This window comes from Pseudomonas oryzihabitans (assembly GCF_032027545.1).
Classification (GTDB): Bacteria; Pseudomonadota; Gammaproteobacteria; order Pseudomonadales; family Pseudomonadaceae; genus Chryseomonas; species Chryseomonas oryzihabitans_F.
Window position 1 is genome coordinate 14,474 of the sequence record NZ_JAVSJB010000003.1, and the last position, 23,551, is coordinate 38,024.

The 23,551-nt window shown below is 66.0% G+C and carries 22 protein-coding genes; 3 read left to right on the top strand and 19 right to left on the bottom strand.

From position 1 onward, the window contains the following. The first annotated feature begins 4 nt into the window (after nt 1-4). The gene (locus tag RND78_RS05025; protein ID WP_312726585.1) at nt 5-901 is read left to right on the top strand and encodes a metal ABC transporter ATPase; all 897 of its coding nucleotides are present in this window, start codon (nt 5-7) and stop codon (nt 899-901) included. Between the two features lie 4 nt (nt 902-905). Here the strand turns inward: RND78_RS05025 and RND78_RS05030 are convergent, their stop codons facing one another. From RND78_RS05030 to RND78_RS05065, 8 genes are all read right to left on the bottom strand, one after another. Further along, on the bottom strand, nt 906-1,649 hold the full coding sequence (locus tag RND78_RS05030; protein WP_312726586.1) for a TIGR00266 family protein: 744 nt from the start codon (nt 1,647-1,649) through the stop codon (nt 906-908). 504 nt (nt 1,650-2,153) lie between these two features. Continuing rightward, complete coding sequence (locus RND78_RS05035) at nt 2,154-2,462, bottom strand: chaperone modulator CbpM (protein WP_312726588.1); 309 nt, start codon at nt 2,460-2,462, stop codon at nt 2,154-2,156. Beyond that, complete coding sequence (cbpA, locus tag RND78_RS05040; protein WP_312726589.1) at nt 2,459-3,406, bottom strand: curved DNA-binding protein; 948 nt, start codon at nt 3,404-3,406, stop codon at nt 2,459-2,461. The genes RND78_RS05035 and cbpA overlap by 4 nt, the downstream gene beginning before the upstream one ends. A 226-nt stretch (nt 3,407-3,632) precedes the next feature. After that, nucleotides 3,633-4,640, bottom strand: coding sequence for a transporter (locus tag RND78_RS05045; protein ID WP_312726590.1), 1,008 nt, complete (start codon nt 4,638-4,640; stop codon nt 3,633-3,635). 258 nt (nt 4,641-4,898) lie between these two features. After that, a complete protein-coding gene (lysS, locus tag RND78_RS05050) occupies nt 4,899-6,401 on the bottom strand; it encodes a lysine--tRNA ligase (RefSeq protein ID WP_312726591.1) in 1,503 nt (500 codons plus the stop codon). 99 nt (nt 6,402-6,500) lie between these two features. After that, nucleotides 6,501-7,596 (bottom strand): peptide chain release factor 2 gene (gene prfB, locus RND78_RS05055; RefSeq protein ID WP_312726592.1). Its coding sequence is split into 2 segments (ribosomal slippage): nt 6,501-7,523 and nt 7,525-7,596, totalling 1,095 coding nucleotides; the frame shifts between segments, so codons are not numbered across the junction. A gap of 100 nt (nt 7,597-7,696) precedes the next feature. Further along, nucleotides 7,697-9,319, bottom strand: a complete 1,623-nt coding sequence (locus RND78_RS05060) for an MFS transporter (RefSeq protein ID WP_312726593.1) — start codon at nt 9,317-9,319, stop codon at nt 7,697-7,699. A gap of 110 nt (nt 9,320-9,429) precedes the next feature. Next, a complete protein-coding gene (locus RND78_RS05065; RefSeq protein WP_312726594.1) occupies nt 9,430-11,103 on the bottom strand; it encodes a GMC family oxidoreductase in 1,674 nt (557 codons plus the stop codon). A 145-nt stretch (nt 11,104-11,248) separates the two neighbouring features. Between RND78_RS05065 and RND78_RS05070 the strand changes: the two genes are divergently transcribed. After that, the gene (locus tag RND78_RS05070; protein ID WP_312726595.1) at nt 11,249-12,166 is read left to right on the top strand and encodes a LysR family transcriptional regulator; all 918 of its coding nucleotides are present in this window, start codon (nt 11,249-11,251) and stop codon (nt 12,164-12,166) included. A 3-nt stretch (nt 12,167-12,169) separates the two neighbouring features. On the opposite strand, the gene RND78_RS05075 is transcribed toward RND78_RS05070, so the two are convergent. After that, a complete protein-coding gene (locus RND78_RS05075; RefSeq protein ID WP_312726596.1) occupies nt 12,170-12,871 on the bottom strand; it encodes a tellurite resistance TerB family protein in 702 nt (233 codons plus the stop codon). Nucleotides 12,872-13,061: 190 nt separating this feature from the next. On the opposite strand from RND78_RS05075, the gene RND78_RS05080 reads away from it, so the two are divergent. Continuing rightward, nucleotides 13,062-13,532, top strand: a complete 471-nt coding sequence (locus tag RND78_RS05080; RefSeq protein ID WP_312726598.1) for a nuclear transport factor 2 family protein — start codon at nt 13,062-13,064, stop codon at nt 13,530-13,532. 39 nt (nt 13,533-13,571) lie between these two features. Here RND78_RS05080 and RND78_RS05085 read toward each other — a convergent pair whose 3' ends face one another. The 10 genes from RND78_RS05085 to trmD form a co-directional block, all read right to left on the bottom strand. After that, complete coding sequence (locus tag RND78_RS05085; RefSeq protein ID WP_312726600.1) at nt 13,572-14,675, bottom strand: NADH:flavin oxidoreductase/NADH oxidase; 1,104 nt, start codon at nt 14,673-14,675, stop codon at nt 13,572-13,574. Nucleotides 14,676-14,743: 68 nt separating this feature from the next. After that, nucleotides 14,744-16,465 (bottom strand): single-stranded-DNA-specific exonuclease RecJ, encoded by a 1,722-nt coding sequence (gene recJ / locus RND78_RS05090; protein ID WP_312726602.1) that lies wholly within the window; start codon nt 16,463-16,465, stop codon nt 14,744-14,746. After that, complete coding sequence (locus RND78_RS05095; protein WP_312726604.1) at nt 16,465-17,004, bottom strand: YaeQ family protein; 540 nt, start codon at nt 17,002-17,004, stop codon at nt 16,465-16,467. The genes recJ and RND78_RS05095 overlap by 1 nt, the downstream gene beginning before the upstream one ends. Before the next feature lie 283 nt (nt 17,005-17,287). Further along, entirely contained in the window at nt 17,288-18,697 is a 1,410-nt protein-coding gene (gene thrC / locus RND78_RS05100; protein ID WP_312726605.1) for a threonine synthase, read from the bottom strand. A 46-nt stretch (nt 18,698-18,743) separates the two neighbouring features. Further along, complete coding sequence (locus RND78_RS05105) at nt 18,744-20,048, bottom strand: homoserine dehydrogenase (protein WP_312726607.1); 1,305 nt, start codon at nt 20,046-20,048, stop codon at nt 18,744-18,746. A gap of 62 nt (nt 20,049-20,110) precedes the next feature. After that, nucleotides 20,111-20,836: a thioredoxin fold domain-containing protein gene (locus RND78_RS05110; protein ID WP_312726609.1), complete on the bottom strand. Its 726-nt coding sequence runs from the start codon at nt 20,834-20,836 to the stop codon at nt 20,111-20,113. Nucleotides 20,837-21,042: 206 nt separating this feature from the next. Continuing rightward, nucleotides 21,043-21,933 (bottom strand): site-specific tyrosine recombinase XerD, encoded by an 891-nt coding sequence (xerD, locus tag RND78_RS05115; RefSeq protein ID WP_312726610.1) that lies wholly within the window; start codon nt 21,931-21,933, stop codon nt 21,043-21,045. Beyond that, nucleotides 21,930-22,343, bottom strand: coding sequence for an acyl-CoA thioesterase (locus RND78_RS05120; protein WP_312726611.1), 414 nt, complete (start codon nt 22,341-22,343; stop codon nt 21,930-21,932). The genes xerD and RND78_RS05120 overlap by 4 nt, the downstream gene beginning before the upstream one ends. A 71-nt stretch (nt 22,344-22,414) precedes the next feature. Then, on the bottom strand, nt 22,415-22,765 hold the full coding sequence (gene rplS, locus RND78_RS05125) for a 50S ribosomal protein L19 (RefSeq protein WP_059230133.1): 351 nt from the start codon (nt 22,763-22,765) through the stop codon (nt 22,415-22,417). Between the two features lie 42 nt (nt 22,766-22,807). Further along, a complete protein-coding gene (gene trmD, locus RND78_RS05130) occupies nt 22,808-23,548 on the bottom strand; it encodes a tRNA (guanosine(37)-N1)-methyltransferase TrmD (protein WP_312726615.1) in 741 nt (246 codons plus the stop codon). Nucleotides 23,549-23,551 lie beyond the last annotated feature (3 nt).

Consider the following 23,551-nt stretch of genomic DNA (forward strand, 5'->3'; position numbering starts at 1 on the left):
GGCCATGCCCCAGCTCATCGCCCGCCACAACCCTAAGGCGTTCAAGACCCTGCCCCTGACGGTGGAAGCCAATCACGACGGCCTCACCTACCAGGCCCTTGGCCAGCCCCTGAATTTCAGCGAGATGCTGGAGCGGCGCAAACCCATCGAGATCGACGACGCCCAGCACTTCAGCGTCAAGCTCGCCAACCTGGGCGTCTCGGTACGCCTGACGCTGAACTGGCAGGGCCAGGATCACTGGCTGCTGGTGCGCCAGCGTCGACCCGACCGCGGCGACGTGGTGCTCAAGCTGATCTCCGGTTATATCCCCGCCCACGAACTGGCCCTGCCGCTGCTCACCGCCGTGCAGGAAGTGGCCGAGGAATGCCTGATCGAGACGCCGCGTGGCTGGCTGGCCGGACGCTTCGCCGACACCTGGCTGCCGACCCCCTATGCCCCCGCCCTGCCCTATCGCGAGGACGTGGCCTTCCGCCTGACCCCGCGCTCCGGCGCGGCGCGTCCGGTGCGCTGCGGCAGCCTGGCACTGCTGGAGCGGCCGCGTGCCTATGTGCACACCCCCACCGCCTCGCTGCAGTTGGTCTATGACCTGCTGCTGGAGTTGCCCAGGGAGTGCAAGGCGCCGAGCCTGTTCCACGTCGACGAGAAGATCGAGAACGGCCAGCTGCTGGCCCGTCTGGCACGCCAGCGCCCGGATCTCTATCTGGTCGCCCTGGACGACGGCAAGCCCACCGGCGAGCTCTATACCCTGTCCGCCGGGCAACGCCTACCGGTGTCGACCCGCGGCCTCTGGCTGGCGGAAAGCTTCGCCCGCCAGGACGCCTGGCTGGTCCACGACAGCCGGGTACGCTGGCGCGACTGGCTGGAGCGCATGGCGCCGCAGAGCGCTCTACAACGGGCCTAGATCGCTAGTCTCCGCCGGCACGGCGCTCCCCTACCGTGCCGCCGGCCGCGGCCTGGACCCGACCGGCTAGCCGGGAAAAGGGCAGCGTCTGGATCCACACCGTGCCGTGGCCGCTCAGGGTGGCCAGCACCAGGCCTTCGCCGCCGAACAGCATGCTGCGCAGGCCGCCGGCCAGCTTGATGTTGTAGTCGATGCCATTGGTGAAGCCCACCAGGCAACCGGTGTCCAGGCGCAGGGTCTCGCCCTTGAGTTCCTTGCGGATCACCGTGCCGCCGGCATGCACGAAGGCCATGCCGTCACCTTCCAGCCGTTGCAGGATGAAGCCTTCGCCACCGAAGAAACCGGCGCCCAGGCGGCGGGTGAAGGCCACGCCGAGGCGGGTGCCTTTGGCCGCGCAGAGAAAGGAATCGCGCTGGCAGAACAGGGTACCGCCCAGGGCGGCGAGGTCCAGAGGCACCACCTGCCCCGGATAGGGCGCGGCGAAGGCGACGTGGCGCTTCTCGCGGCCCTGGTTGGTGAAGTGGGTCATGAACAGCGACTCGCCGCCGAGCATGCGCTTGCCGGCGCCCCAGAGTTTGCCGAGCAAGCCAGCCGAGCCATCGCCCATGCGCGCAGTGAAGTCGATGTCGGCTTCCATGTAGGTCATGGCGCCGGCCTCGGCGATCACCGTCTCGCCGGGATCAAGGCCGATCTCCACCGCCTGCAGGGATTCGCCGAGGATGCGATGGTCGAGGATATGGCTGGCCATGAAGAACTCCTGGATGGCAGAGAATACATCCAGCCTACCAGCGCTGGAGCACAAGGTTGGGTCCGTAGCGTGGAAAACGGCGCAGCCTTTTCCACTGGAGACTTGGTGGCGAGGAGGCCCTCACCCCAACCCTCTCCCGAGGGGAGAGGGGGCTATCCGAGCAGGCGTTCAGTTTCATCAGCCACGGCAAAGATCACGTCAAACCAACGTACCTCTTCCTGTAGGAGCAACTGTCTTATCGCCTGAGTCACTGAAGACGAGCGTCCGCTCCAAGCGCCCCCTCTCCGTTCGGGAGAGGGCTGGGGTGAGGGAATCCTTCGCGGCGAACTCACCCGTGGAAAAGGCTGCGCCGTTTTCCACACTACGACCTGTAGGAGCGGCCCATGGCCGCGATTGGCCTAGCGCCGCTAAACAGGCCCCCTTCACTCGGCTCTCTCCCTCCGGGAGAGGAGGAGCTCAACCCCGCAGTTTAGGCTGAGCGCAGCCAAGCCCAACACAACTCATTCAAACATCCCGTACCTCACCGGCAAAACGCGCCAGTCGCTGGCGCAGTCGCTGGTTCTCGCGGCGCAGCTCTTCCACCTCATCGAGCAGGTGCAGGGCCAGGGCGGTCGCGGCCCAGTCCAGCTCCAGTTCGCGACGCAGGCGTACGGCGCGGCGGGCGCGGTGCAGGGCGCCGGTGTCGAAGTGCCATTCGGCCGGACGCTTGCCGCGCTGCGGCGCCAGGATGCCGTGCTCGACGATCTCCACCACCACGGGCTCGCTCACCTCGCAGAGCACGCAGAATTCCTGCAGGACGATCAGACTGCTCATCGGACTTTCCTCCAGTCTTGGCGGGGATCGAAGGCCGCCCGCTCGGCCAGTTGACGCCACAGCGCCTGGGTCGCTTCATCGCCCTTTGGCGGCATCACCACCTTGAGCACCGCATGCAGATCGCCCTGCCCATTCTTGCCGGCGAGGCCCTTGCCCCGTACCCGCAGCCGCGCGCCGCTCTGGCTGCCGGCTGGGATGCTGAGCATGATCTGGCCATCCAGGGTGGGCACCTGCACCTTGGCGCCCAGGGCTGCCTCCCAGGGGGCGAGCGGCACGGTGACGACCAGGTCCTGGCCATCCACGTCGAATACGGGATGGGGCACCAGGCGGATGACCAGATAGAGATCCCCCGCCTCCGCACCGCCGATGCCCGGTTCACCCTGGCCCTTCAGACGAATACGTTCGCCATCGGTGCTGCCGGCGGGAATCTTGACGTTGAGGGTCTTGGTGGTCTCGCCGACACGCCGACCGAGTTCATCGCGCTGCGGCAGCGAAAAACTCAGGGGCTTGGTGCTGCCGGCCTGGCTCTCTTCGAGGAACAGCGGCAATTCCAACTCGACGTCGCGGCCGCGCCGGGCGAAGCCGCCGTGCTGCGAACGCCCGGCGGCGCCGAACAGGGATTCGAAGAAATCGGAATAGTCCTCGCCGAAGCCGGCCTGGGGATCGCTGTAGTTCTCACCCGATCCCGGTTGCCAGTCCGGCGGCACCTGGAAGCGCTCGCCCTGCTGCTGGTAGAGGCGCACCTGGTCGTACTCGGCGCGCTTGTGCGGATCGCGCAGCACGTCGTAGGCCTCGGCCACCTCCTTGAAGCGAGCCTCGGCATCGGCCTCCTTGCTCACATCGGGATGGTACTTGCGCGCCAGTTTGCGATAGGCGGTCTTGAGGGTCTTGTCGTCGACGTCGGGGGCGACGCCGAGCACCTCGTAGTAGTCCTTGAAGTCCATTGCGGTCTCCAGCAGCGGTTCCCTAGTGTGGTGCTTCAGAAGTTCGCACAAGAGTTGGCGAGTGATTTTTGCTCTTGGGCTAGGCGCCGCGACGAGTCATAGCAGGGCTATGGCGAGGAGTGGCAACGAAGTCCAGGAGTAAAAAGCGCCGCCAAAATTGTGCGGTTAACTTCTGGAGCACCGCACTAAAGACCGCGGCGCACCCCCAGGGGTTGCATGGGGTCGATCAGTCGCCGCGCTTGCGGAACGCCCAACTGCCGGCCAGCACCGTGAAGGTGGCCACCAGCGCCACCAGGATCCAGAAGCCATGGGGCGAGCTGGCCAGGGGAATACCACCGACGTTCATGCCGAAAAAGCCGGCGATGATGTTGATCGGCAAGGCCAGCACCGTGACCAGGGTCAGGGTGAACAGGGTACGGTTGGTCTGCTCGGCGGAGGCGGCGGCGATCTCTTCCTGCAGCAGCTTGAGCCGTTCCACCAGGGCCGAGAGGTCGTCCAGCACCCGGTCGAATTCCTCGGTGGCCTCGCGCAGGGTCTGGATGTCGTCGCGCCGCAACCAGGCCGGTGGCCGGTTGAGCAGGCGCAGCAAGGAGCCAGGCTCCAGCGCCAGCAATCGCTGCAGGCGTACCAGGGCGCGTCTGAGGCTACCGAGTTCGGCGCGGCTGGCGGCCAGCCGTTGGGACAACAGCCGATCCTCGATGGCGTCCACCTTGACCGTGGTGTCGCGGATGATGCCGGTCAGCACATCGGCCTGGTCGCGCAAGAGGTGCACCAAGAGCTCCAGGGTCGAGCCGAAGCCCTCGCCCCGGCGTACCGCATGGCGTAGGCGATCCACCGAGCGCAGCGGCTGGGCGCGGGCGGTCACCAGCAGTCCCGGTCGGGCACAGGCCCAGAGGGTGGCGACGTCCACCGAGACCTGGCCGTAGGCGAGGGTCACGTCGTTCACCACTCCGAGCAGGGTGTCGTCGGCCGGCTCCAGGCGGGTCGAATGGGAACCCGCGTGTAGCGACTCGAAGAATTCCTCGGGTAGCCCCAGGTGCTCGCGCATCCAGCGTTCGGCGGCGGCGTGGGCCAGGTTGAAATGCAGCCAGCGAAAGCCGCCCTCCTCGGCTTCCCAGGGATCTTCCGGGGCCATGGTCAGGGCGTGGCCGGGCTGGCCGGAGGTGAAGTGATAGGCGTAGAGCAGCCCCAGCCGTTCGGCGGCCGGATGCAGGGGAATCAGGGTATTGGTCATGGCTACCTGCAAGGGGACGCGACATCAGGGCTCTGTTAGAGCCTGTTCAAAGTCTGCTGCGCGTCGGCCAAACTGCGTTGAAAAGACCTTCGAAATGCTCATTTACCATGCGTAAATTCCGCTTCCTCAGGCCTTTTCGCCTTGTTTGGCTGTAGCTCGCGAGACTTTGAACAGGCTCTTAGCAGATAAAGATGAACCTTTGATGACAGAGCCCCGCATCGGCAGGTGCCGGAAGCGCCCCGGACGGGGCGCCTCAGCTTATTGCGGACGCATGTGCGGGAAGAGGATGACGTCGCGGATCGACGGCGAGTTGGTCAGCAGCATCACCAGGCGGTCGATGCCGATGCCTTCGCCGGCGGTGGGCGGCATGCCGTATTCCAGGGCGTTGATGAAGTCGGCGTCGTAGTGCATCGCCTCGTCGTCACCGGCGTCCTTTTCCTGGACCTGCAGCATGAAGCGCTCGGCCTGGTCTTCGGCGTCGTTGAGCTCGGAATAGGCGTTGGCGATCTCGCGGCCACCGATGAACAGCTCGAAGCGGTCGGTGACGTTTGGATTCTGGTCGTTGCGCCGCGCCAGCGGCGAGACCTCGAAGGGATACTCGGTGATGAAGTGCGGCTGCTCCAGCTTGCTCTCCACCAGTTCCTCGAAAATCATCACCTGCAGCTTGCCCAGGCCTTCGTGGCCGAGCACCTTGGCGCCGGCTTTCTTGGCGATGGCACGGGCCTTCTCGACGTCGTTGAGGTCGGCCGCGGTGATGTCCGGGTTGTACTTGAGGATGGAGTCGTACACCGACAGCCGCACGAAGGGCTCGCCGAAGTGGAACACCTTGTCGCCATAGGGCACGTCGGTGCTGCCGAGCACGGCCTGGGCCAGCTCGCGGAACAGTTCCTCGGTGAGATCCATGTTGTCTTCGTAGTCGGCGTAGGCCTGGTAGAACTCGAGCATGGTGAACTCGGGGTTGTGCCGGGTCGAGACGCCTTCGTTACGGAAGTTGCGGTTGATCTCGAAGACCTTCTCGAAGCCACCCACCACCAGGCGCTTGAGGTACAGCTCCGGCGCGATACGCAGGAACATGGCCATGTCCAGGGCGTTGTGGTGGGTCTCGAAGGGCTTGGCCGCCGCGCCGCCGGGGATGGTCTGCAGCATGGGGGTTTCCACTTCGAGGAAACCACGCTCCATGAGGAAGCGACGGATATGGGCGATGACTTGGGAGCGCACGCGGAAGGTCTGGCGCACCTCTTCGTTGACGATCAGGTCGACGTAGCGCTGCCGATAGCGCAGCTCGGTATCGGTCAGGCCGTGGTGCTTGTCGGGCAGTGGGCGCAGCGACTTGGTCAGCAGGCGCACGTCGTTCATGTAGACGTAGAGATCGCCCTTGCCGGAACGGGCCAGGGTGCCCTCGGTGGCGATGATGTCGCCCAGGTCCCAGGTCTTGACCGCTTCCAGGGTCTCGGCCGGCAGGGTCTTGCGGTCGACATAGACCTGAATGCGCCCGCTGGTGTCCTGCAGCACCATGAAGGCACCGCGGTTGAGCATGATGCGGCCGGCCACCTTGACCTTGATGCCCGCGGCTTCCAGCTCTTCCTTGGTCTTGTCGGCGTACTGCTTCTGCAGGTCACCGGCCAGGCTGTCGCGACGGAAGTCGTTGGGGAAGGGAATGGCCTGCTGGTCACGCAGCGCGGAGAGCTTTTCCTTGCGCTGGGCGATCAGCTTGTTGTCTTCCTGTTCCTGGGCTTGCGGGTCTAGGGGTTGTTCGCTCATGTCTGCTGTTTACCTGGGGTAGCTGACCGTAGGAGCGGCCCATGGCCGCGATAACTAGCAGGATCGCGGCCGTGGGCCGCTCCTACGGGGAGAGTGGGATTAGATGCCCTGCTTGAGGCTGGCTTCGAGGTATTCGTCCAGATCGCCGTCGAGCACCTTGTCGCAGTCGCTGCGTTCGACGCCGGTGCGCAGATCCTTGATCCGCGAGGCGTCGAGCACATAGGAGCGAATCTGGTGGCCCCAGCCGATATCGGACTTGGAGTCTTCCAGCGCCTGGGAGGCGGCGTTGCGCTTCTGCATCTCCAGCTCGTACAGCTTGGCCCGCAGCATCTTCATGGCGGTGTCCCGGTTGGCGTGCTGGGAGCGCTCGTTCTGGCAGGCCACCACGGTGTTGGTGGGCACGTGGGTGATCCGCACCGCGGAATCGGTGGTGTTCACGTGCTGACCGCCGGCACCGGAGGAGCGGTAGGTGTCGACGCGCAGGTCGGACGGGTTGATCTCGATGTCGATGTTGTCGTCGATCTCGGGGGAGACGAACACCGCGGTAAAGGAGGTGTGGCGCCGGTTACCGGAGTCGAAGGGACTCTTGCGCACCAGGCGGTGCACGCCGATCTCGGTGCGCAGCCAGCCGAAGGCGTATTCGCCCTTGATGTGCACGGTGGCGCCCTTGATACCGGCGACCTCGCCTTCGGACAGCTCGACGATCTCGGCGCTGAAGCCGTGCTGGTCGGCCCAGCGCAGGTACATGCGCAAGAGCATGTTGGCCCAGTCCTGGGCCTCGGTGCCGCCGGAGCCGGCCTGGATGTCCAGGTAGCAGTTGTTGGGGTCCATCTCGCCGCTGAACATGCGGCGAAATTCCAGCTTCTCGAGGATGCCGCGCAGGCGCTCCACCTCGGCCGCCACGTCATCGACCGCGCCCTGGTCTTCCTCTTCGGCGGCCATTTGCAGCAGGTCGCTGGCATCGGCCAGGCCGCCGCTCAGCTCGTCCAGGGTGCCGACCACCTGGGCCAGCTGGGAGCGCTCGCGACCGAGATTCTGGGCGTACTCGGGCTTGTTCCAGACATTGGGGTCTTCGAGCTCGCGCTCGACTTCGACCAGCCGATCCTTCTTCAGATCGTAGTCAAAGATACCCCCGAATGGTCTGGGTACGGCTGGAGAGGTCCTTGATGCTGGTGACGATCGGGTTGATTTCCATGGGGGAAACACTCGCGAGAAAAGCTGTGGAAAAGCTCGCGAGTATAACCCAATCGGCGGCGAAACTCAGAGTGCGAAGGGGTTCGCCGCCCGTGTGGTGCTCAATCGGCGTCGAGGTCGCGGTGGCGGGTTTCCGGCAGGCACAGCAGCCCCACCACCAGGCTGACGCCGGTGATCAGCACCGGATACCAGAGACCATAGAAGATGTCGCCGGTATAGACCACCAGGGCGAAGGACACCGTGGGCAGGAAGCCGCCGAACCAGCCATTGCCGATGTGGTACGGCAGCGACATGGAGGTGTAGCGAATGCGCGTGGGGAACAGCTCCACCATCAGCGCCGCCAGCGGTCCGTAGCAGAGGGTGGCGATCAGGATCAGGGCGAAGATCACCGCCACCACCATGGGTTTGTTGACCTGTGCCGGATCGGCCTTAGCCGGATAGCCGGCAGCCTGCACCGCGGCGCGCAGGGCCGGCTCGTCGTAGCCGACGATCAGCTTGTCACCGACGCTGACCTGCACGGCATCGCCCGGCGCCGCCGCCACGCTGCGATAGGGCAGGCCGCTCTTGGCCAGCAGCGTCTTGACCCGGTCGCAGGGACTGTCGAAGCGGGCCTTGCCCACTGGATCGAACTGGAAGGTACAGGTGGCCGGATCGGCCGTCACCACGATGGGCGCCTGCTGGCTGGCCTGGTAGATCTGCGGATTGGCGTAGTGGGTCAGGGCCTTGAACAGCGGGAAGTACAGTACCGTCGCCAGTAGCAGGCCGAGCATCAGGATCGGCTTGCGGCCGACCTTGTCCGACAGCCAGCCGGCGATGACGAAGAAAGGCGCGCCGAGGATGACGCTGACGATCAACAGGTTGTTGGCCAGCAGCGGGTCCAGCTTGAGGGTCTGGGTGAGAAAGAACATGACGTAGAACTGCGCCAGGTAAAAGGTCACCGCCTGGCCGCCGTTGATGCTGAACAGGGCGATCAGCACCACCTTGAGGTTGCTCCAGTTGGTGAAGGAATCGCGGATCGGCGCCTTGCTCTGCTTGCCCTCGGCCTTCATGCGCAGGAAGGCCGGCGATTCGTGCATCGACATCCGGATCCAGGTGGAGATGGCCAAGAGGAAGATCGACAGCAGGAACGGCAGGCGCCAGCCCCAGACCTCGAACTGATCACCGGTCAGGTAGCGGCAGACCAGGATCACCACCAGCGACAGCAAGAGGCCCAGGGTCGCGGTGGATTGCAGCCAGCTGGTGTGGGCGCCGCGCTTGCCGGGCGGTGCATGCTCGGCGATGTAGGTGGCGGCGCCACCGTATTCGCCGCCCAGGGCCAGGCCCTGCAAGAGGCGCAGCACCACCAGGATGATGGGCGCGGCCACGCCGATGCTGGCATAGGTAGGCAGCAGCCCGACGCCGAAGGTGGCGATACCCATGAGGATGATGGTGGCGAGAAAGGTGTACTTGCGCCCGACCAGATCGCCCAGGCGCCCGAACACCAGGGCGCCGAAGGGCCGCACCACGAAGCCGGCGGCAAAGGCCAGCAGGGCGAAGATGAAGGCGGTGGTGTCGTTGACCCCGGCGAAGAATTGCTTGCTGATCACCGCCGCCAGGGCGCCGTAGAGAAAGAAGTCATACCACTCGAAGACGGTCCCCAGGGACGAGGCGAAGATCACCTTGCGCTCTTCGCGGCGGCTGGTGGCCACGGTGGGTTGCACCCGGGGTTGGGCATAGTCTGACATCGCGCGTTCTCCTGACCCGGGAGCGCCGGGCACTCATTGTTGTTATGGGCGACAGCTACTACGGTGGAAACGGCGGAAGGCCCGCCGCCGGTGAAGCCGGCTGGACGAAGCTAGGCGGCCGAGACCGCGCTGGCCCGGGCCACTGCGGCGGGCAGCTCGTGACTGCCCTGCTCCCGCGCCTCGGCCAGCATGAAGGTGGCCGCCTGCTCGGCGATCATCAGGGTCGGCGAACAGCTGTTGCCCGAGACCAGTGTGGGCATGATGGAGGCGTCGGCCACCCGCAGCCCCGGAATGCCATGCACCCGCAGGCGCGCATCGACCACGGCGTCGACGTCCCGCCCCATGCGGCAGGTGCCGGAGGGATGGAAGATGGTGGTGCCTATGGCGCCGGCCGCCTGCTGCAGCTCCTCGTCACTCTGGTAGGCCGGCCCCGGCAGGTATTCCTCGGGTCGATAGGCGGCCAGGGCCGGCGCGGCGACGATGCGCCGGGTCAGGCGGATCGCATCCGCGGTCACCTTGAGATCCTCCGGTGCGCTGAGGTAGCGCGGCTGGATCAAGGGCGCGGCCTGGGGATCGGCGCTGCGGATGGCCACCTGGCCGCGACTGGCCGGCCGCAGGTTGCACACCGAGGCGGTGAAGGCCGGAAAGCCGTGCAGCGGCTCGCCGAAGCGTTCCAGCGACAGCGGTTGTACGTGGTATTGCAGATTGGCCGAGGACTGGCCTGGATCGGAACGAGCGAAGGCACCCAGCTGACTCGGCGCCATGGCCAGGGGGCCGCTGCGCCGCCAGAGATACTCGAGCCCCATGCCCAGCTTGCCCCAGAGGCTGCCGGCCAGGGCATTGAGGGTCGGCACGCCATGGACGCGATAGATCAGCCGCAATTGCAGGTGGTCCTGCAGATTGCCACCCACCCCTTCCAAGCGATGCTGGACGCCGATGCCCAGGCCTTCGAGCAGCGCCCGCGGCCCTATGCCGGAGCGTTGCAACAGCGTTGGCGAGCCTATGGCGCCGGCGCAGAGCACGATCTCTCGACGCGCCACCAGCCGCTGGGGCGCGGCCTGGCCCGGTAGCCGCGCCAGGACCGCCCGCGCCCTGCCCTCTTCCAGCAGCACCCGCTCCACCTGGACCCCGGTCAATACCTGCAGATTGGCGCGGTGGCGGATAGGTTTGAGAAAGGCCTTGGCGGCATTCCAGCGCACGCCATTGCGCTGGTTGACCTGGAAGTAGCCGCAGCCTTCATTGTCGCCGGTGTTGAAGTCCTCCACCGGCGCGATGCCGGTTTCGCCCGCGGCACTGCGGAAGGCGTCGAGCAGCGTCCAGTGCAGGCGCTGGCGCTCCACCCGCCATTCACCGCCCGCACCATGGAAGGCCGAGGCGCCGTCGCAATGATCCTCCATGCGCTTGAACAGCGGCAGCACGTCCTGCCAGGCCCAGCCGGGATTGCCGGCAGCCGCCCAGCCGTCGTAGTCGCGGGCCTGGCCACGCATGTAGATCATGCCGTTGATGGACGAGCAGCCGCCGAGCACCCGGCCGCGCGGATAGTTGAGCGCCCGGCCGCCCAGCCCTTCTTCCACCTCGGTCTTGAAGCACCAATCGGTGCGTGGATTGCCGATGCAGAACAGATAGCCGACCGGGATATGGATCCAGGGATGGTTGTCGCGCCCGCCGGCTTCCAGCAGCAGCACGCGATGGGTCGGATCGGCGGACAGTCGATTGGCCAGCAGGCAGCCGGCCGGACCGGCACCGACGATGATGAAGTCATATTCCGCCGCAGGACCGGGCATGACGTCGCCTCGTGTTTTGTTGTTGTGGCCCCTATCCTAGTGTCGTCATCCGCGAACAACAGTCGCCGAAAACGGGCAATGGCTGTGCATTTCTGCACAGCTCCCTGGAAACGGCCGGCTAGACCAGAACAAGAGAGGCGGCGGCATGTTCGATTGGAACGATCTGCGCGTTTTCCTGGAGGTGCAGCGCCATGGCCGGTTGCTGACCGCCGCCCGTAGCCTGGGCGTCAGCCATGCCACCATCGCCCGCCATCTGGAGGCCCTGGAGCGCGCCCTGGGCAGCCAGTTGCTGGTGCAGCAGGCCAGCGGCTACCAGCTCACGCCAGCCGGCCAGGCGCTGTTGGCCCATGCCCAGGCGATGGAAGAAGCCGCCCTGCTGGCCCAGGAAGCCGTGACCCAGAGACTCAATCCCCTGGGTCAGGTACGGGTCGGTGTGACCGAAGGCCTGGGCACCGGCTTTCTGGCCCGCCGCCTGGGCGGACTGCTGCGGGATTATCCGGGCCTGGAGGTGGAACTGGTCTCGGTGCCGCGCTTCGTCAGCGTCACCAACCGCGAGGCGGATATCGCCATCACCTTGGAGCGCCCCACCGCCGAGGGCTTGATCGGCCGGCGACTGACGCCCTATCGCCTGCGCTTCTACGCCAGCCACGACTATCTAGAGCGGGCACCGTCACTGCATGGCCAGGCCGATCTCGCCGAACAGACCTTCATCGGCTATGTCGACGACCTGTTGTTCTGCCGTGAGCTGCAATTCATCCAGGGGCTCTGTCCGGAACCCCGCCTGGTCTTTCGCAGCACCAGTGTCATCGCCCAACGGGAGGCGGCCTGTGCCGGCCTCGGCATCGCGGTGCTGCCCTGCTATCTGGTGAGTAACGACAGCCCGCTGGAATGCGTATTGCCGGAAAGGTCCTTCACCCGCGAATACTGGATCTCGACCCACCGGGAGTTGCACCGCTCCGCGCGCCTGCGCGTGGTCTGGGATTTCCTGCTGCAGCTCTGCGCGGCAGAGCGGCCTCTGCTGCTGGGAGCAGAGCCGCTGAACGAAGCAGCGCTGGGCGCCTAGCGGTCAGACCGCTGCGGCCTGGCGCTCCAGCTCGGCGCATAGGCCAGGGTCCAGACGGAGCTGGCGCGCCAGCTCTTCCAGATAGGCCTTTTCCATGTACTGCTGATCGTCGATCAGCATCAGGCTGGCCAGGTACATCTCGGCGGCCATCTCCGGTGTCTCGGCCGCTGCCGCCACCTTGGCCGGGTCCAGCGGCTGCTCCAGCTCGCGCTGCAACCAGCTGCGCAATTCCGGATCGTCATGCAGCTTGGCCATCTCGGCCTCGATGGCCTGGCGCTCCTGGGCGTCCACGTGACCATCCGCTTTGGCCGCGGCGATCAGGGCGATGAGCACCGCCCGGCCATGGGCCTCGGCTTCATGCTCGGGCACCCGGTCCACGGTGCGCGGCTCGACGGTTTTCGTACCCTGCGCCTGGTTGGCCTGCCAGGATTGATAGGCCTTGTAGGCCACCATGCCGAGCGCCGCCAGCCCACCGTAGCCGACCGCCTTGCCACCAAGGCTACGACCGCGCTTGCTGCCCAGCAAAGCCGTCAGGGCGCCGGCGGCCAGGCCACTGTTGCCCAGGCCCGAGAGCAGGCCGCCAAGGCCGTCCTTGCCGCCAGGTGCCGCGCCAGCGCCCGGCCGTATGGTCGATTGGCCGGTCTTCTTGGCCAGTGCCTGCTGGCCGGCCTTGAGCAGTTGATCGAGCAGACCTCGAGTGTTCATGTACGACCTCCGTGAGCAAGGGATTCAACCTCCTGAGACCACCTCGCGGACCGTCTGGCTCAAGCCGCCTGCTTACCGGATGTTGCAGCCTGCCAGGCCCATTCGGCGAGTCGATACAAAATATTGCTGACCGGCGCGCGCGCTCGGCGCTACTCTTGCGCCTTTCCCTTGCCGTTGTCGGAGACACCCCATGCGTTCGCGTCTGGCTGTGCTGTTCGCGCTTTCGCTCGCCCTCACCGCCGGCCAGGTCCAGGCCGCCGCCGAGGACGCTCGCCTCATTGCCAATCGCTATCTCGATGCCTGGAACGACCACGACGCCGAGGCCGCCAGCGCCCTGCTCGATCCCAAGGTGCAGTACTTCGACAGCGGCACCGCCGTCACCGAGACCAGCCGTGCCCAGGCCCGCGACAAGATCGTCAAGGTCACCCTCAAGGCCGTGCCCGACCTGCAGGTGAAAATGCTGCACAAGCCGGTCATCGGCCCGCGCAGCATCGCCTTCGAATGGGAACTCACTGGCAACCGCCCCACCGCCACCGGCAAGCAACCGGTGAAGATCCGCGGTGCCAGCATCATGAGGATCCGTGACGGGCGCATCTGGTACCTGGGTGACTACTATGACAGCGACGCCCTGGAAGCGGCCTTGCGACCAGTCAAGCCGTGACCCAAGGAGCCAGCCGCGCGGATGGCTCCTCACTGATCCCTATTCCGCGCCGAAGGGCTTGCGCAGCGGCGTATCCCGGTGTGCGGCGCGCACGTACTGTGGCGGCCAGGAGACCTTCTCGCGCAGGGCCTCGGCGGCATTGAGCGGCCAGTAGGGATCGCGCAGCAACTCGCGGGCCAGCAGCACCAGGTCAGCCTGGCCGGTGCGCAGCACATGCTCGGCCTGGGCCGCGTCGGTGATCATGCCCACCGCGCCACTGGGGATCTCGGCTTCCTTGCGTACCCGCTCGGCGAACTGAGTCTGGTAGCCGGGGCCGGTGGGGATGTCGGCCTGGGCCGCGGTGCCGCCGGAAGAGACGTCGATCAGGTCGACGCCCAGGGTCTTCAGGCGGCGCGCCAGCTCCACCGTCTCGTCGACGTCCCAGCCGTCCTCCACCCAATCGGTGGCCGAGACCCGCACGAACAGCGGCAGCTCATCCGGCCAGACCGCCCGGACATCGGCAGTCACCTCCAGCAGCAGGCGGATGCGATTCTCGAAATTGCCACCGTAGTCGTCTTCGCGGCGATTGGAGAGCGGCGAGAGGAACTGGTGCAGCAGATAGCCATGGGCGGCATGGATCTCGGCCACCTTGAAGCCAGCCGCCAGGGCCCGTTCGGCGGTATCGACGAAGGCCCGGCGAATGCTGGCGATGTCATCGCGATCCAGGGCCGTGGGCCGGGTATGCTGGGGATCGAAGGCAATGGCCGAGGGTGCTACCGGGACCCAGCCGCCTTCGGCGATGGGCACGCTGCCGTGCTTACCGGCCCAGGGCTGCCAGGTGCTGGCCTTGCGTCCGGCGTGGGCCAGCTGGATGCCGGCGACGCTGCCCTGGCCTTCGATGAATTGGGTAATGCGCCGCAGCGGCTCGATCTGCTCGTCCTTCCACAGCCCCAGGTCCTGGGGCGTGATGCGCCCGTCGGGGGTAACCGCGGTGGCCTCGAAGATCACCAGGCCGGCACCGCCAACGGCGCGACTGCCGAGGTGGACCAGGTGCCAGTCGTTGGCGAAGCCGTCTTCGCTGGAGTACTGGCACATCGGGGAGACCACCACCCGGTTGGGCAGGGTCAGCTGACGCAGGGTCAGGGGCTGGAACAGGAGACTCATGACAGACCTCGTCTTCTAGGGATTCACCGCATTGGAGTGTTCCCGAACAGAATAGGTCGCTGTTCCGACTAACGCGGGGCCAGATGCACCACCAGCAACTGCACGCTCTCGTTGCCACGAAACTCGTTCACGTCCAGCCGATAGGCCAGTTCGGCCCAGCGGATGTTGGGATCGGGCCAGGTCTCGCGATCGATGTTGAAGGCGATGCCCTCCAGCTCCGGGCCACCCTGCTCGCTGCGCAGGGTCAGCTTCAGATGGCGCTCCTTGAGCAGGCGCTGGGAGAGGATCTCGAAGGTGCCATGGAACAGCGGCTCGGGAAACTGCTGACCCCAGGGCCCAGCCTGGCGGAGGGCCTGGGCCAGGTCGAGCTGGAATTCGGCCGGAGCCAGGCAGCCATCGGTCTGCAACCGCCCGCTCAAGTCCTCGGCCTGCAGATGACGCCGCACCTCGGCATCGAAGGCGGCGGCAAAGGTCTCGTAATGCGCCTGGGGCAGGCTGAGGCCGGCGGCCATGGCGTGACCGCCGAACTTGGTGATCAGCCCAGGATGGCGAGTCGCCACGGCGTCCAGGGCATCGCGGATGTGCAGCCCGGCCACCGAGCGTGCCGAACCCTTGAGCATGCCGGTGCCGCTGCCGTCGTCGGCGAAGGCCAGCGCCGGGCGGTGATACTTTTCCTTGAGGCGCGAGGCGAGGATGCCGATCACGCCCTGGTGCCACTCCGGATCGAACAGGCAGAGGCCGAAGGGCAGATCGTCTTCCGGCAGCTCCTTGAGCTGCTTGAGCGCCTCCCGCTGCATGCCCTGCTCGATGCTCTTGCGATCCTTGTTGAAGTCGTCCAACTGCTGGGCGTATTCCTGCGCCAGCTGCGGGTCTTCGCAGAGCAGCAACTCGATGCCGATGGACATGTCGTCCAGGCGGCCGGCCGCGTTGAGTCGGGGGCCGAGAATGAAACCGAGGTCGCTGGAGGCCACCTTGCCCGGCTGGCGCCCGGCCACTTCCAGCAGTGCCTTGAGGCCCGGTCGCGCCCGACCGGCCCGGATACGCATCAGCCCCTGATGCACCAGGATGCGATTGTTGGCATCCAGTGGCACCACATCGGCGACGCTACCCAGGGCCACCAGATCGAGCAATTCGGCCAGATTGGGCTCAGCGAGGCCCTGACGACTGAACCAGCCGTTCTCGCGCAGGCGACTACGCAGCGCCAGCATCACATAGAAGATCACCCCGACCCCGGCGATGCACTTGCTGGGGAAGGCGCAGGCCGGCTGGTTCGGATTGACGATGGCGTCGGCGGCGGGCAACTCGGCACCCGGCAGGTGGTGGTCGGTGATGACCACCTGCAGCCCGGCGGCCTTGGCCTCGGCCACGCCATCCAGGCTGGAGATGCCGTTGTCGACGGTGAGCAGCACTTCCGGCTCGCGTTGCAGGGCCACGGCGACGATCTCGGGCGTCAGGCCGTAGCCGTACTCGAAGCGATTGGGCACCAGGTAGTCGACCCAGGCCGCGCCCAGGCGACGCAGGGCCAGCACGCCTACGGCACTGGCGGTGGCGCCATCGGCGTCGAAGTCGCCGACGATGAGGATGCGCCGGCGCTCTTCCAGGGCGCGCGCCAGCAGCTCCACCGCCGCCTCGATGCCCTTGAGCTGGTGATAGGGCACCAGCCGCGCCAGGCCCTTGTCCAGCTCTTCCGGCTGGGTCACGCCGCGGGCGGCATAGAGCCGGGTGAGCAGCGGCGGCAGATCGCCCAGGTCGGGCAACACCGCCGGTAGCGGACGGGGCTCCAGGCGCATCAACGTTCGCCCAGCAGCCATTCCAGCTGCAGCTCGTGTTGGCCGCGGTCGTCGGTGACGAACAGGGTGCCCTCGCTGATCATCACCTGCCAGACGATGCTACGCGGCAGGTCGCGGGCCAGTTCGGCCAGGGGCTCGGCCGGAACCGCGGCGATGTGCAGATTCTTCAGCGTCCTGACCGCATCCACGACCTTGGTCTGCCAGACGCGCAGGTTGCCATAGGCCAGCAGGCTGGTGCGTTCGGTACGGCGGCTGCACCAGGTCAGCCGCTCGGCATCGGGCTGCCCGACCTCGATCCAGTGGAGCACCCGGCCGTCGAGACTCTTCTCCCACAGCGCCGGCTCGTCGACATCCGACAGGCCGCGGCCGAAGGCCAGTTGCTCGTTGTACCAGAGCGCATAGGCCAGCAGCCGGACCACCAGCCGCTCTTCGGTCTCGGAGGGATGCCGCGCCACGGTCAGACGCAGATTCTCGTAAACCCCGCGATCCAGATCGGTGAGGTTGAGTTCGACTTTGTAGGGCGTGGCTTGCAGAGCCATGGGCGGGTCACCGGCAGGGAAAGCCGGGCATTGTACCGGAAAAGGAGGAGAGGCTTAGGGCCAGGTAGACGCTTGAACGCATCAGGTATGGGGTCTATCGCGGCCATGGCGGTCCGCCGATGCGGCCGCTCCTACAGAGCTTTGACGTTCTTGTAGAAGCGGCCCATGGCCGCGATTCAGCGAGTAGGGTGGAAAACCGCGCAGCGTTTTCCACGCGGGGCTCGGGCACCGGTGGGCAAGGCTACGCCGTTACCCACCCTACATCGCGACCTGGCAAACAGCCCTACAGCGGCTGCCCGCGCTTGCCGTGACGGGCAACGAACGCCTGGACGGCGGCCAGGTCGTTGGGCAGTACGGTGCAGCGCTCTTCGCGCTGCAGCAGGTCGGTCAGATGCGGTGGTAGGCTGAGAGTCGCGCCGATGCCGGCCTGCTCCACCGCCTCGGGGAATTTCACCGGGTGGGCGGTGCCCAGTACCACCATGGGGGTGGCCAGGCTGCGGCGGCACTCACGGGCAGCGAGCACGCCGATGGCGGTGTGCGGGTCCAGCACCTCGCCGGTGGCGGCATAGACCTCGGCGATGGTGGCGCAGGTCTCTGCGTCACTGACCGCCAGGGAATCGAACAGCTTGCGTGCCTCGGTCCAGCGATCGTCCGCCACCGACAGCGTGCCGCTGCTGCGGAAGTTCGCCATCAGCTCCGCCAGGGCCAGGCCATCGCGACCGTGCAGGTCGAACAGCAGGCGCTCGAAGTTGGACGACACCATGATATCCATGGACGGCGACAGCGTGGCTTCCAACTGCTGCTTGTCGTAGCGGTTGCCCGACATGAAGCGGTGCAGGATGTCGTTGCGGTTGGTGGCCACCACCAGCTGGCTCACCGGCAGACCCATGTTGCGCGCCAGGTAGCCGGCGAAGATGTCGCCGAAGTTGCCGGTGGGCACCGAGAAGGCGATGGAGCGCGCCGGGGCACCCAGCTGCAGGGCCGCATGGAAGTAGTAGACGATCTGGGCCATGATCCGCGCCCAGTTGATCGAGTTGACCGCCACCAGCGGGGTGCCCTTGAGGAAACCCTGGTCGGCGAAGCTGGCCTTGACCATCTCCTGGCAGTCGTCGAAGTTGCCTTCGATGGCGATGTTGTGGATGTTGTCGCCTAGCAGCGTGGTCATCTGCCGGCGCTGCACTTCCGACACCCGCTGGTGCGGATGCAGGATGAAGATGTCCACGTTCTCGCAGCGCTTGCAGCCTTCGATGGCCGCCGAGCCGGTGTCACCGGAGGTGGCGCCCATGATCACCACGCGTTCGCCGCGCTTGGCCAGCACATGATCGAGCAGACGACCCAGCAACTGCAGGGCGAAATCCTTGAAGGCCAGGGTCGGGCCGTGGAACAGCTCCAGCACCCACTCGTTGGCGTCCAGCTGGCGCAGCGGCGCGATGGCGCTGTGGGCGAAACCAGCGTAGGTCTCTTCCAGGATGGCCTTGAATTCGGCATCGGCGATGGAGCCGGCGACGAAGGGTTTCATCACCCGGAAGGCCAGCTCGTGGTAGGGCAGACTGGCCCAGGAGGCGATCTCCTCCAGGGAAAAACGCGGCAGGTTCTCCGGCACGTAGAGACCGCCGTCGCTGGCGAGACCTGCCAGCAGCACTTCTTCGAAATTCAGCGCGGGCGCCTGGCCGCGGGTACTGATGTAACGCATGACTCGACCTCGGGAAAGACGGCGGCGCCGGGCGCCGCCAGGCTGCTCAGTTCAGGTGCTCGACCCGGATGCGGACCACGTCGCCCGCCACGTCGTCCAGGGCTTCCAGGGCGGCAATGGCCTCGACCATATGGCGCTCGATCACGCGGTGGGTGATGAGGATCATGGGCACCAGGCCGTCATGTTCCTCGGCTTCTTTCTGCATGATGGACTCGATGTTGATGCCACGGTCCGAAAGGATGCTCGCCACCTGGGCCAGCACGCCCGGGTGATCCTTGGCCTGGATGCGCAGATAGTAGGCGCTCTCGCAGGACTCGATCGGCAGCACCGGATGGTCGGACAGCGCATCGGGCTGGAAGGCCAGGTGCGGCACGCGATTCTCCGGATCGGAAGTCATGGCGCGGACCACGTCCACCAGGTCGGCCACCACCGCCGAGGCGGTAGGCTCCTGGCCGGCACCGGCGCCGTAGAACAGCGTCGAGCCGACGGCGTCGCCGTTGACCATCACGGCGTTCATCACGCCGTTGACGTTGGCGATCAGGCGATCGGCCGGGATCAGCGTCGGGTGCACCCGCAGCTCGATGCCCTGGGCGGTGCTGCGCGCCACGCCCAGGTGCTTGATGCGGTAGCCCAGCGCCTCGGCATAGCCGACGTCGGCGGTGGTCAGGCGGGTGATGCCCTCGGTGTAGGCCTTGTCGAATTGCAGCGGGATGCCGAAGGCGATGGACGCCAGGATGGTCAGCTTGTGGGCGGCATCGATGCCTTCCACGTCGAAGGTTGGATCGGCCTCGGCATAGCCCAGCGCCTGGGCTTCGGCCAGGACGTCGGGGAAGGTGCGACCCTTCTCGCGCATCTCGGAGAGGATGAAGTTGCCGGTGCCATTGATGATGCCGGCGACCCAGTTGATGCGATTGGCCGCCAGGCCTTCGCGCAAGGCCTTGATCACCGGGATGCCACCGGCCACCGAGGCCTCGAAGGCGACGATGACGCCCTGCTCGCGGGCCTTGGCGAAGATCTCGTTGCCATGCACGGCGATCAGCGCCTTGTTGGCGGTGACCACGTGCTTGCCGTTGGCGATGGCGCGCAGCACCAGCTCGCGTGCCAGAGTGTAGCCGCCGATCAATTCGACGACCACGTCGATCTCGGGGTTGTCCGCCACCGCCAGGACATCGGCGGTGATCGGCGTGCTGCCGGTATCGCAGTTGGGATTGGGCCGACGCTGGGCGATCTGCGCCACCTCGATACCCCGCCCGGCGCGCCGGGCGATTTCCTCGGCGTTGCGCTTGAGCACGTTGAAGGTCCCGCTGCCCACGGTACCCAGACCACAGATGCCTACTTTGACCGGCTTCACACCCTTATCCCCATGTCGAGTGGTACCGCTCCGCGGCACCGTTGAAGTCTCTGTTAGGCGCCTTAGCGCGCACCGATTGCCACTTCCGCCAACTGGTCGGCCGGCTGGTAACCCGGAATCATCTGGCCATCGGCGAGGATGATCGCCGGGGTACCCTGGATGCCCATGTTCTGCCCCAGCGCGAATTGCTGGGCGACCGGATTCTGGCAGGTCTCGGACTTGAGCTCACGCCCGGTGAACATCTGGTTCAGCGCCGCGGGCTTGTCCTTGGCACACCACACCGCCTCCAACTGCTTGGAGCCCGGCGAGCCCATGCCCTGCCGCGGGAAAGCCAGGTAGCGCACCTCGATGCCACGCTTGTTCAGCTCGGGCACCTCGGCATGCAGCTTCTGGCAATAGGGGCAGGTGGTGTCGGTGAAGACGGTAATGTGCGCCTTGGTCTCGCCCTGGGCGGGATAGACGATCATCTGGTTGCGGTCCAGGCCATTGATCTGCCGGGCCACAGCGACGTTCTCGGCCTGCTCGGTCAGATTGGCGGCCTTGCCGTCCTTGACCTGGTACAGATAGGCCTGCATGACGAACTGGCCATCACCGCTGGCGTAGAGCACCCGGCCACCCTTGAGCTGGACCTGGTAGAGGCCGTCCAGCGGACTCTTGGCGATGGACTCGATGGCAAGATTGGGTTGTAGTGCGGTCAGGCTCTGGCGAATGGCCTGCTCAGGTTCGGCCTGAGCCAGTTGCACGCCGAGCCCCAGGCAAGCGGCGAGCAACAGTTGGGAAATACGCATGTTTGACTCCTGTTGAGACGCCGGCAAGCCTACCATAGACGCACCGGCTAAGAGCCTGTTCAAAGGCTCGCGAGCTAGAGCCAAACAAGGCGAAAATGGCTGAGGAAGCGGAGTTTACAGGTAGTAAATGAGCATTCCGAAGCCATTTTCAACGCCGTTTGGCCGACGCGCAGCAGACTTTGAACAGGCTCTAAGGCGGTTCGGCCCTAGCCGCGCGGATGGTGCTGGGCATGCAGTTGCTGCAGCCGCACCCGGGCGACATGGGTGTAGATCTGGGTGGTGGACAGACTGGTATGGCCGAGCAGCATCTGTACCGTGCGCAGGTCGGCGCCATGGTTGAGCAGATGGGTGGCGAAGGCGTGCCTCAAGGTATGCGGCGACAGCGAGGTACGGATGCCGGCCACCTGGGCGTGCAGCTTGATGCGGTGCCAGAAGGTCTGCCGGGTCATGACCGTGCCCCTCTGGCTGGGAAAGAGGACGTCGCCGGGTTGGCCGCCCAGCAGCAGCGGCCGCGCGGTCTTGAGATAGTCCTCCAGCCAGGCGATGGCTTCCTCGCCCAGCGGGATCAGCCGCTCCTTGCTGCCCTTGCCGAACACCCGCAGCGAGCCTTCGCGCAAATTGACCTCGTCCAGGGTCAGGCTGACCAATTCGGTCACCCGCAGGCCGGTGGCATAGAGCACCTCCAGCATGGTGCGGTCACGCAGGCCAAGGGTGTCCTCGGTATCCGGCGCCGCCAGCAGGGCCTCCACGTCCGCCTCGGACAGGCTCTTGGGCAGCGGCGCGCCCAGCTGCGGCATGCTCACCAGCAGCGTCGGGTCTTCGGCTACCCTCCCCTCGCGCACACTGTATCTGTAGAAGCTGCGCAGCCCGGAGAGAAAACGCGCCGTGGAGCGCGCCTGGTAGCCCTCGCTCAGGCGCCAGCCGAGGTGATCGAGCACGGCATCGCGACCGACCGTCTCCAGGGTCAGTCCCCGGCCCTCCAGCCAGCGGGCGAAGGCCAGCAGGTCGGTGCGATAGGCGCTGCGGGTATGGGACGACAGCCCCTTCTCCAGCCAGAGGGCGTCGAGGAACTCCTCGATCAGCCGCTCGGCGCTCACTCGGCGAACCCCGGTAGCACCGGCGTCGGCTTGCCCTCGTCATCGACGGCGACGAAGCTGAAGGCACCGTTGATGGCGCGCTCACGGCCTTCCGCCAGCATGTCCTCGACGAACACCTCCACCTGCACCTTGATGCTGGTATTGCCGACTTTCACCACCCGCCCGACCAACTCGACGATGGAGCCGGCGGGGATCGGGTGGTTGAAGTCGATGCGATCGGTGGAGACCGTCACCAGCGGCTTGCGGCAGAAGCGCGTCGCCGTGATGAAGGACACCTCGTCCATCCAGGCCAGGGCGGTGCCACCGAACAGGGTGTCGTGATGATTGGTGGTGGGCGGGAACACCGCCTTGGCCACCCGGGTTTCCGACAGCGCGGTGCGCCGCTGGATTTCCGCTTCGCGGGTCGTCATGCCTTAGCCTTATCTCGAACCTCAGAAACGAAAAAAGCAGCCGAGGCTGCTTTTTTCTGGTCACGCTGCAATCAGGAAAGCTTTTCCTTGATGCGAGCGGCCTTGCCGGACAGTTCGCGCAGGTAGTACAGCTTGGCCTTGCGCACGTCGCCGCGACGCTTGACGCTGACGCTGTCGACCAGGGGGCTGTAGGTCTGGAAGGTACGCTCGACGCCGACGCCGCTGGAGATCTTGCGCACGGTGAAAGCGCTGTTCAGGCCGCGGTTACGCTTGCCGATCACCACGCCTTCGAAGGCCTGCAGACGCTGACGGTCGCCTTCCTTCACCTTCACCTGGACGATCACGGTGTCGCCGGGGGCGAACGCCGGGATTTCCTTGTTCATCTGCTCAGCTTCGATCTGGGCAATGATTTTGTTGGTCATGTCACTCTGCTCCTAAGACAGGCCGCGGCCCGCCATCGATACCTAACTATCGTTCCGCTGACGGAGATATTCCGCCAACAGGTTCTGCTCTTCTCCAGAAAGCGAGCGGCCATCCAGAAGATCGGCACGTCGCTCCGCAGTACGTCCCAGGGACTGCTGCAGGCGCCAGCGCCGGATATGCTCGTGGTTACCACTGAGCAACACGTCAGGTACGCGACGGCCCTCGTACACCTCGGGTCGGGTGTAGTGCGGGCAATCGAGCAGGCCATCGGTGAACGAGTCCTGCTCGGCGGAATCCGCATGCCCCAAGGCTCCGGGCAGCAGTCGCGTAACCCCATCGATCAGCACCATGGCCGGCAATTCACCGCCGGACAGCACATAGTCGCCAATCGACCATTCCTCATCCACGTGCGTCTCGATGAAACGCTCGTCGATGCCTTCGTAACGCCCGGCGATGAGGATCAGATGCTCCTCTTGCGCCAGTTCCCGTACCGCCGCCTGGTCGAGCTTGCGACCCTGGGGGGACAGGTAGATCACCTTCGCCGTCGTCGAGTCACCCTTGGCATCGGCCAGGGCGCGCTCCAGCGGCTGGATCTTCATTACCATCCCGGGACCGCCGCCGAAGGGCCGGTCGTCCACGGTCTGGTGGCGATCCTCGGTATAGCTGCGCGGGTTGTAGCAGGTCAGCTCCAGGAGCCCCTGCTTCATCGCACGACCGCTCACGCCATAGGCGCTGACGGCCTCGAACATCTCGGGAAAGATGCTGATGACATCGATACGCATGGA

Excerpts from the sequence above, each read along its gene's own strand:
- RND78_RS05025 (WP_312726585.1), top strand. The coding sequence starts at position 5 with ATGCCCCAGCTCATCGCCCGCCACAACCCTAAGGCGTTCAAGACCCTG.
- RND78_RS05030 (WP_312726586.1), bottom strand. The coding sequence starts at position 1,649 with ATGGCCAGCCATATCCTCGACCATCGCATCCTCGGCGAATCCCTGCAG.
- RND78_RS05035 (WP_312726588.1), bottom strand. The coding sequence starts at position 2,462 with ATGAGCAGTCTGATCGTCCTGCAGGAATTCTGCGTGCTCTGCGAGGTG.
- cbpA (WP_312726589.1), bottom strand. The coding sequence starts at position 3,406 with ATGGACTTCAAGGACTACTACGAGGTGCTCGGCGTCGCCCCCGACGTC.
- RND78_RS05045 (WP_312726590.1), bottom strand. The coding sequence starts at position 4,640 with ATGACCAATACCCTGATTCCCCTGCATCCGGCCGCCGAACGGCTGGGG.
- lysS (WP_312726591.1), bottom strand. The coding sequence starts at position 6,401 with ATGAGCGAACAACCCCTAGACCCGCAAGCCCAGGAACAGGAAGACAAC.
- RND78_RS05060 (WP_312726593.1), bottom strand. The coding sequence starts at position 9,319 with ATGTCAGACTATGCCCAACCCCGGGTGCAACCCACCGTGGCCACCAGC.
- RND78_RS05065 (WP_312726594.1), bottom strand. The coding sequence starts at position 11,103 with ATGCCCGGTCCTGCGGCGGAATATGACTTCATCATCGTCGGTGCCGGT.
- RND78_RS05070 (WP_312726595.1), top strand. The coding sequence starts at position 11,249 with ATGTTCGATTGGAACGATCTGCGCGTTTTCCTGGAGGTGCAGCGCCAT.
- RND78_RS05075 (WP_312726596.1), bottom strand. The coding sequence starts at position 12,871 with ATGAACACTCGAGGTCTGCTCGATCAACTGCTCAAGGCCGGCCAGCAG.
- RND78_RS05080 (WP_312726598.1), top strand. The coding sequence starts at position 13,062 with ATGCGTTCGCGTCTGGCTGTGCTGTTCGCGCTTTCGCTCGCCCTCACC.
- RND78_RS05085 (WP_312726600.1), bottom strand. The coding sequence starts at position 14,675 with ATGAGTCTCCTGTTCCAGCCCCTGACCCTGCGTCAGCTGACCCTGCCC.
- recJ (WP_312726602.1), bottom strand. The coding sequence starts at position 16,465 with ATGCGCCTGGAGCCCCGTCCGCTACCGGCGGTGTTGCCCGACCTGGGC.
- RND78_RS05095 (WP_312726604.1), bottom strand. The coding sequence starts at position 17,004 with ATGGCTCTGCAAGCCACGCCCTACAAAGTCGAACTCAACCTCACCGAT.
- thrC (WP_312726605.1), bottom strand. The coding sequence starts at position 18,697 with ATGCGTTACATCAGTACCCGCGGCCAGGCGCCCGCGCTGAATTTCGAA.
- RND78_RS05110 (WP_312726609.1), bottom strand. The coding sequence starts at position 20,836 with ATGCGTATTTCCCAACTGTTGCTCGCCGCTTGCCTGGGGCTCGGCGTG.
- RND78_RS05120 (WP_312726611.1), bottom strand. The coding sequence starts at position 22,343 with ATGACGACCCGCGAAGCGGAAATCCAGCGGCGCACCGCGCTGTCGGAA.
- rplS (WP_059230133.1), bottom strand. The coding sequence starts at position 22,765 with ATGACCAACAAAATCATTGCCCAGATCGAAGCTGAGCAGATGAACAAG.
- trmD (WP_312726615.1), bottom strand. The coding sequence starts at position 23,548 with ATGCGTATCGATGTCATCAGCATCTTTCCCGAGATGTTCGAGGCCGTC.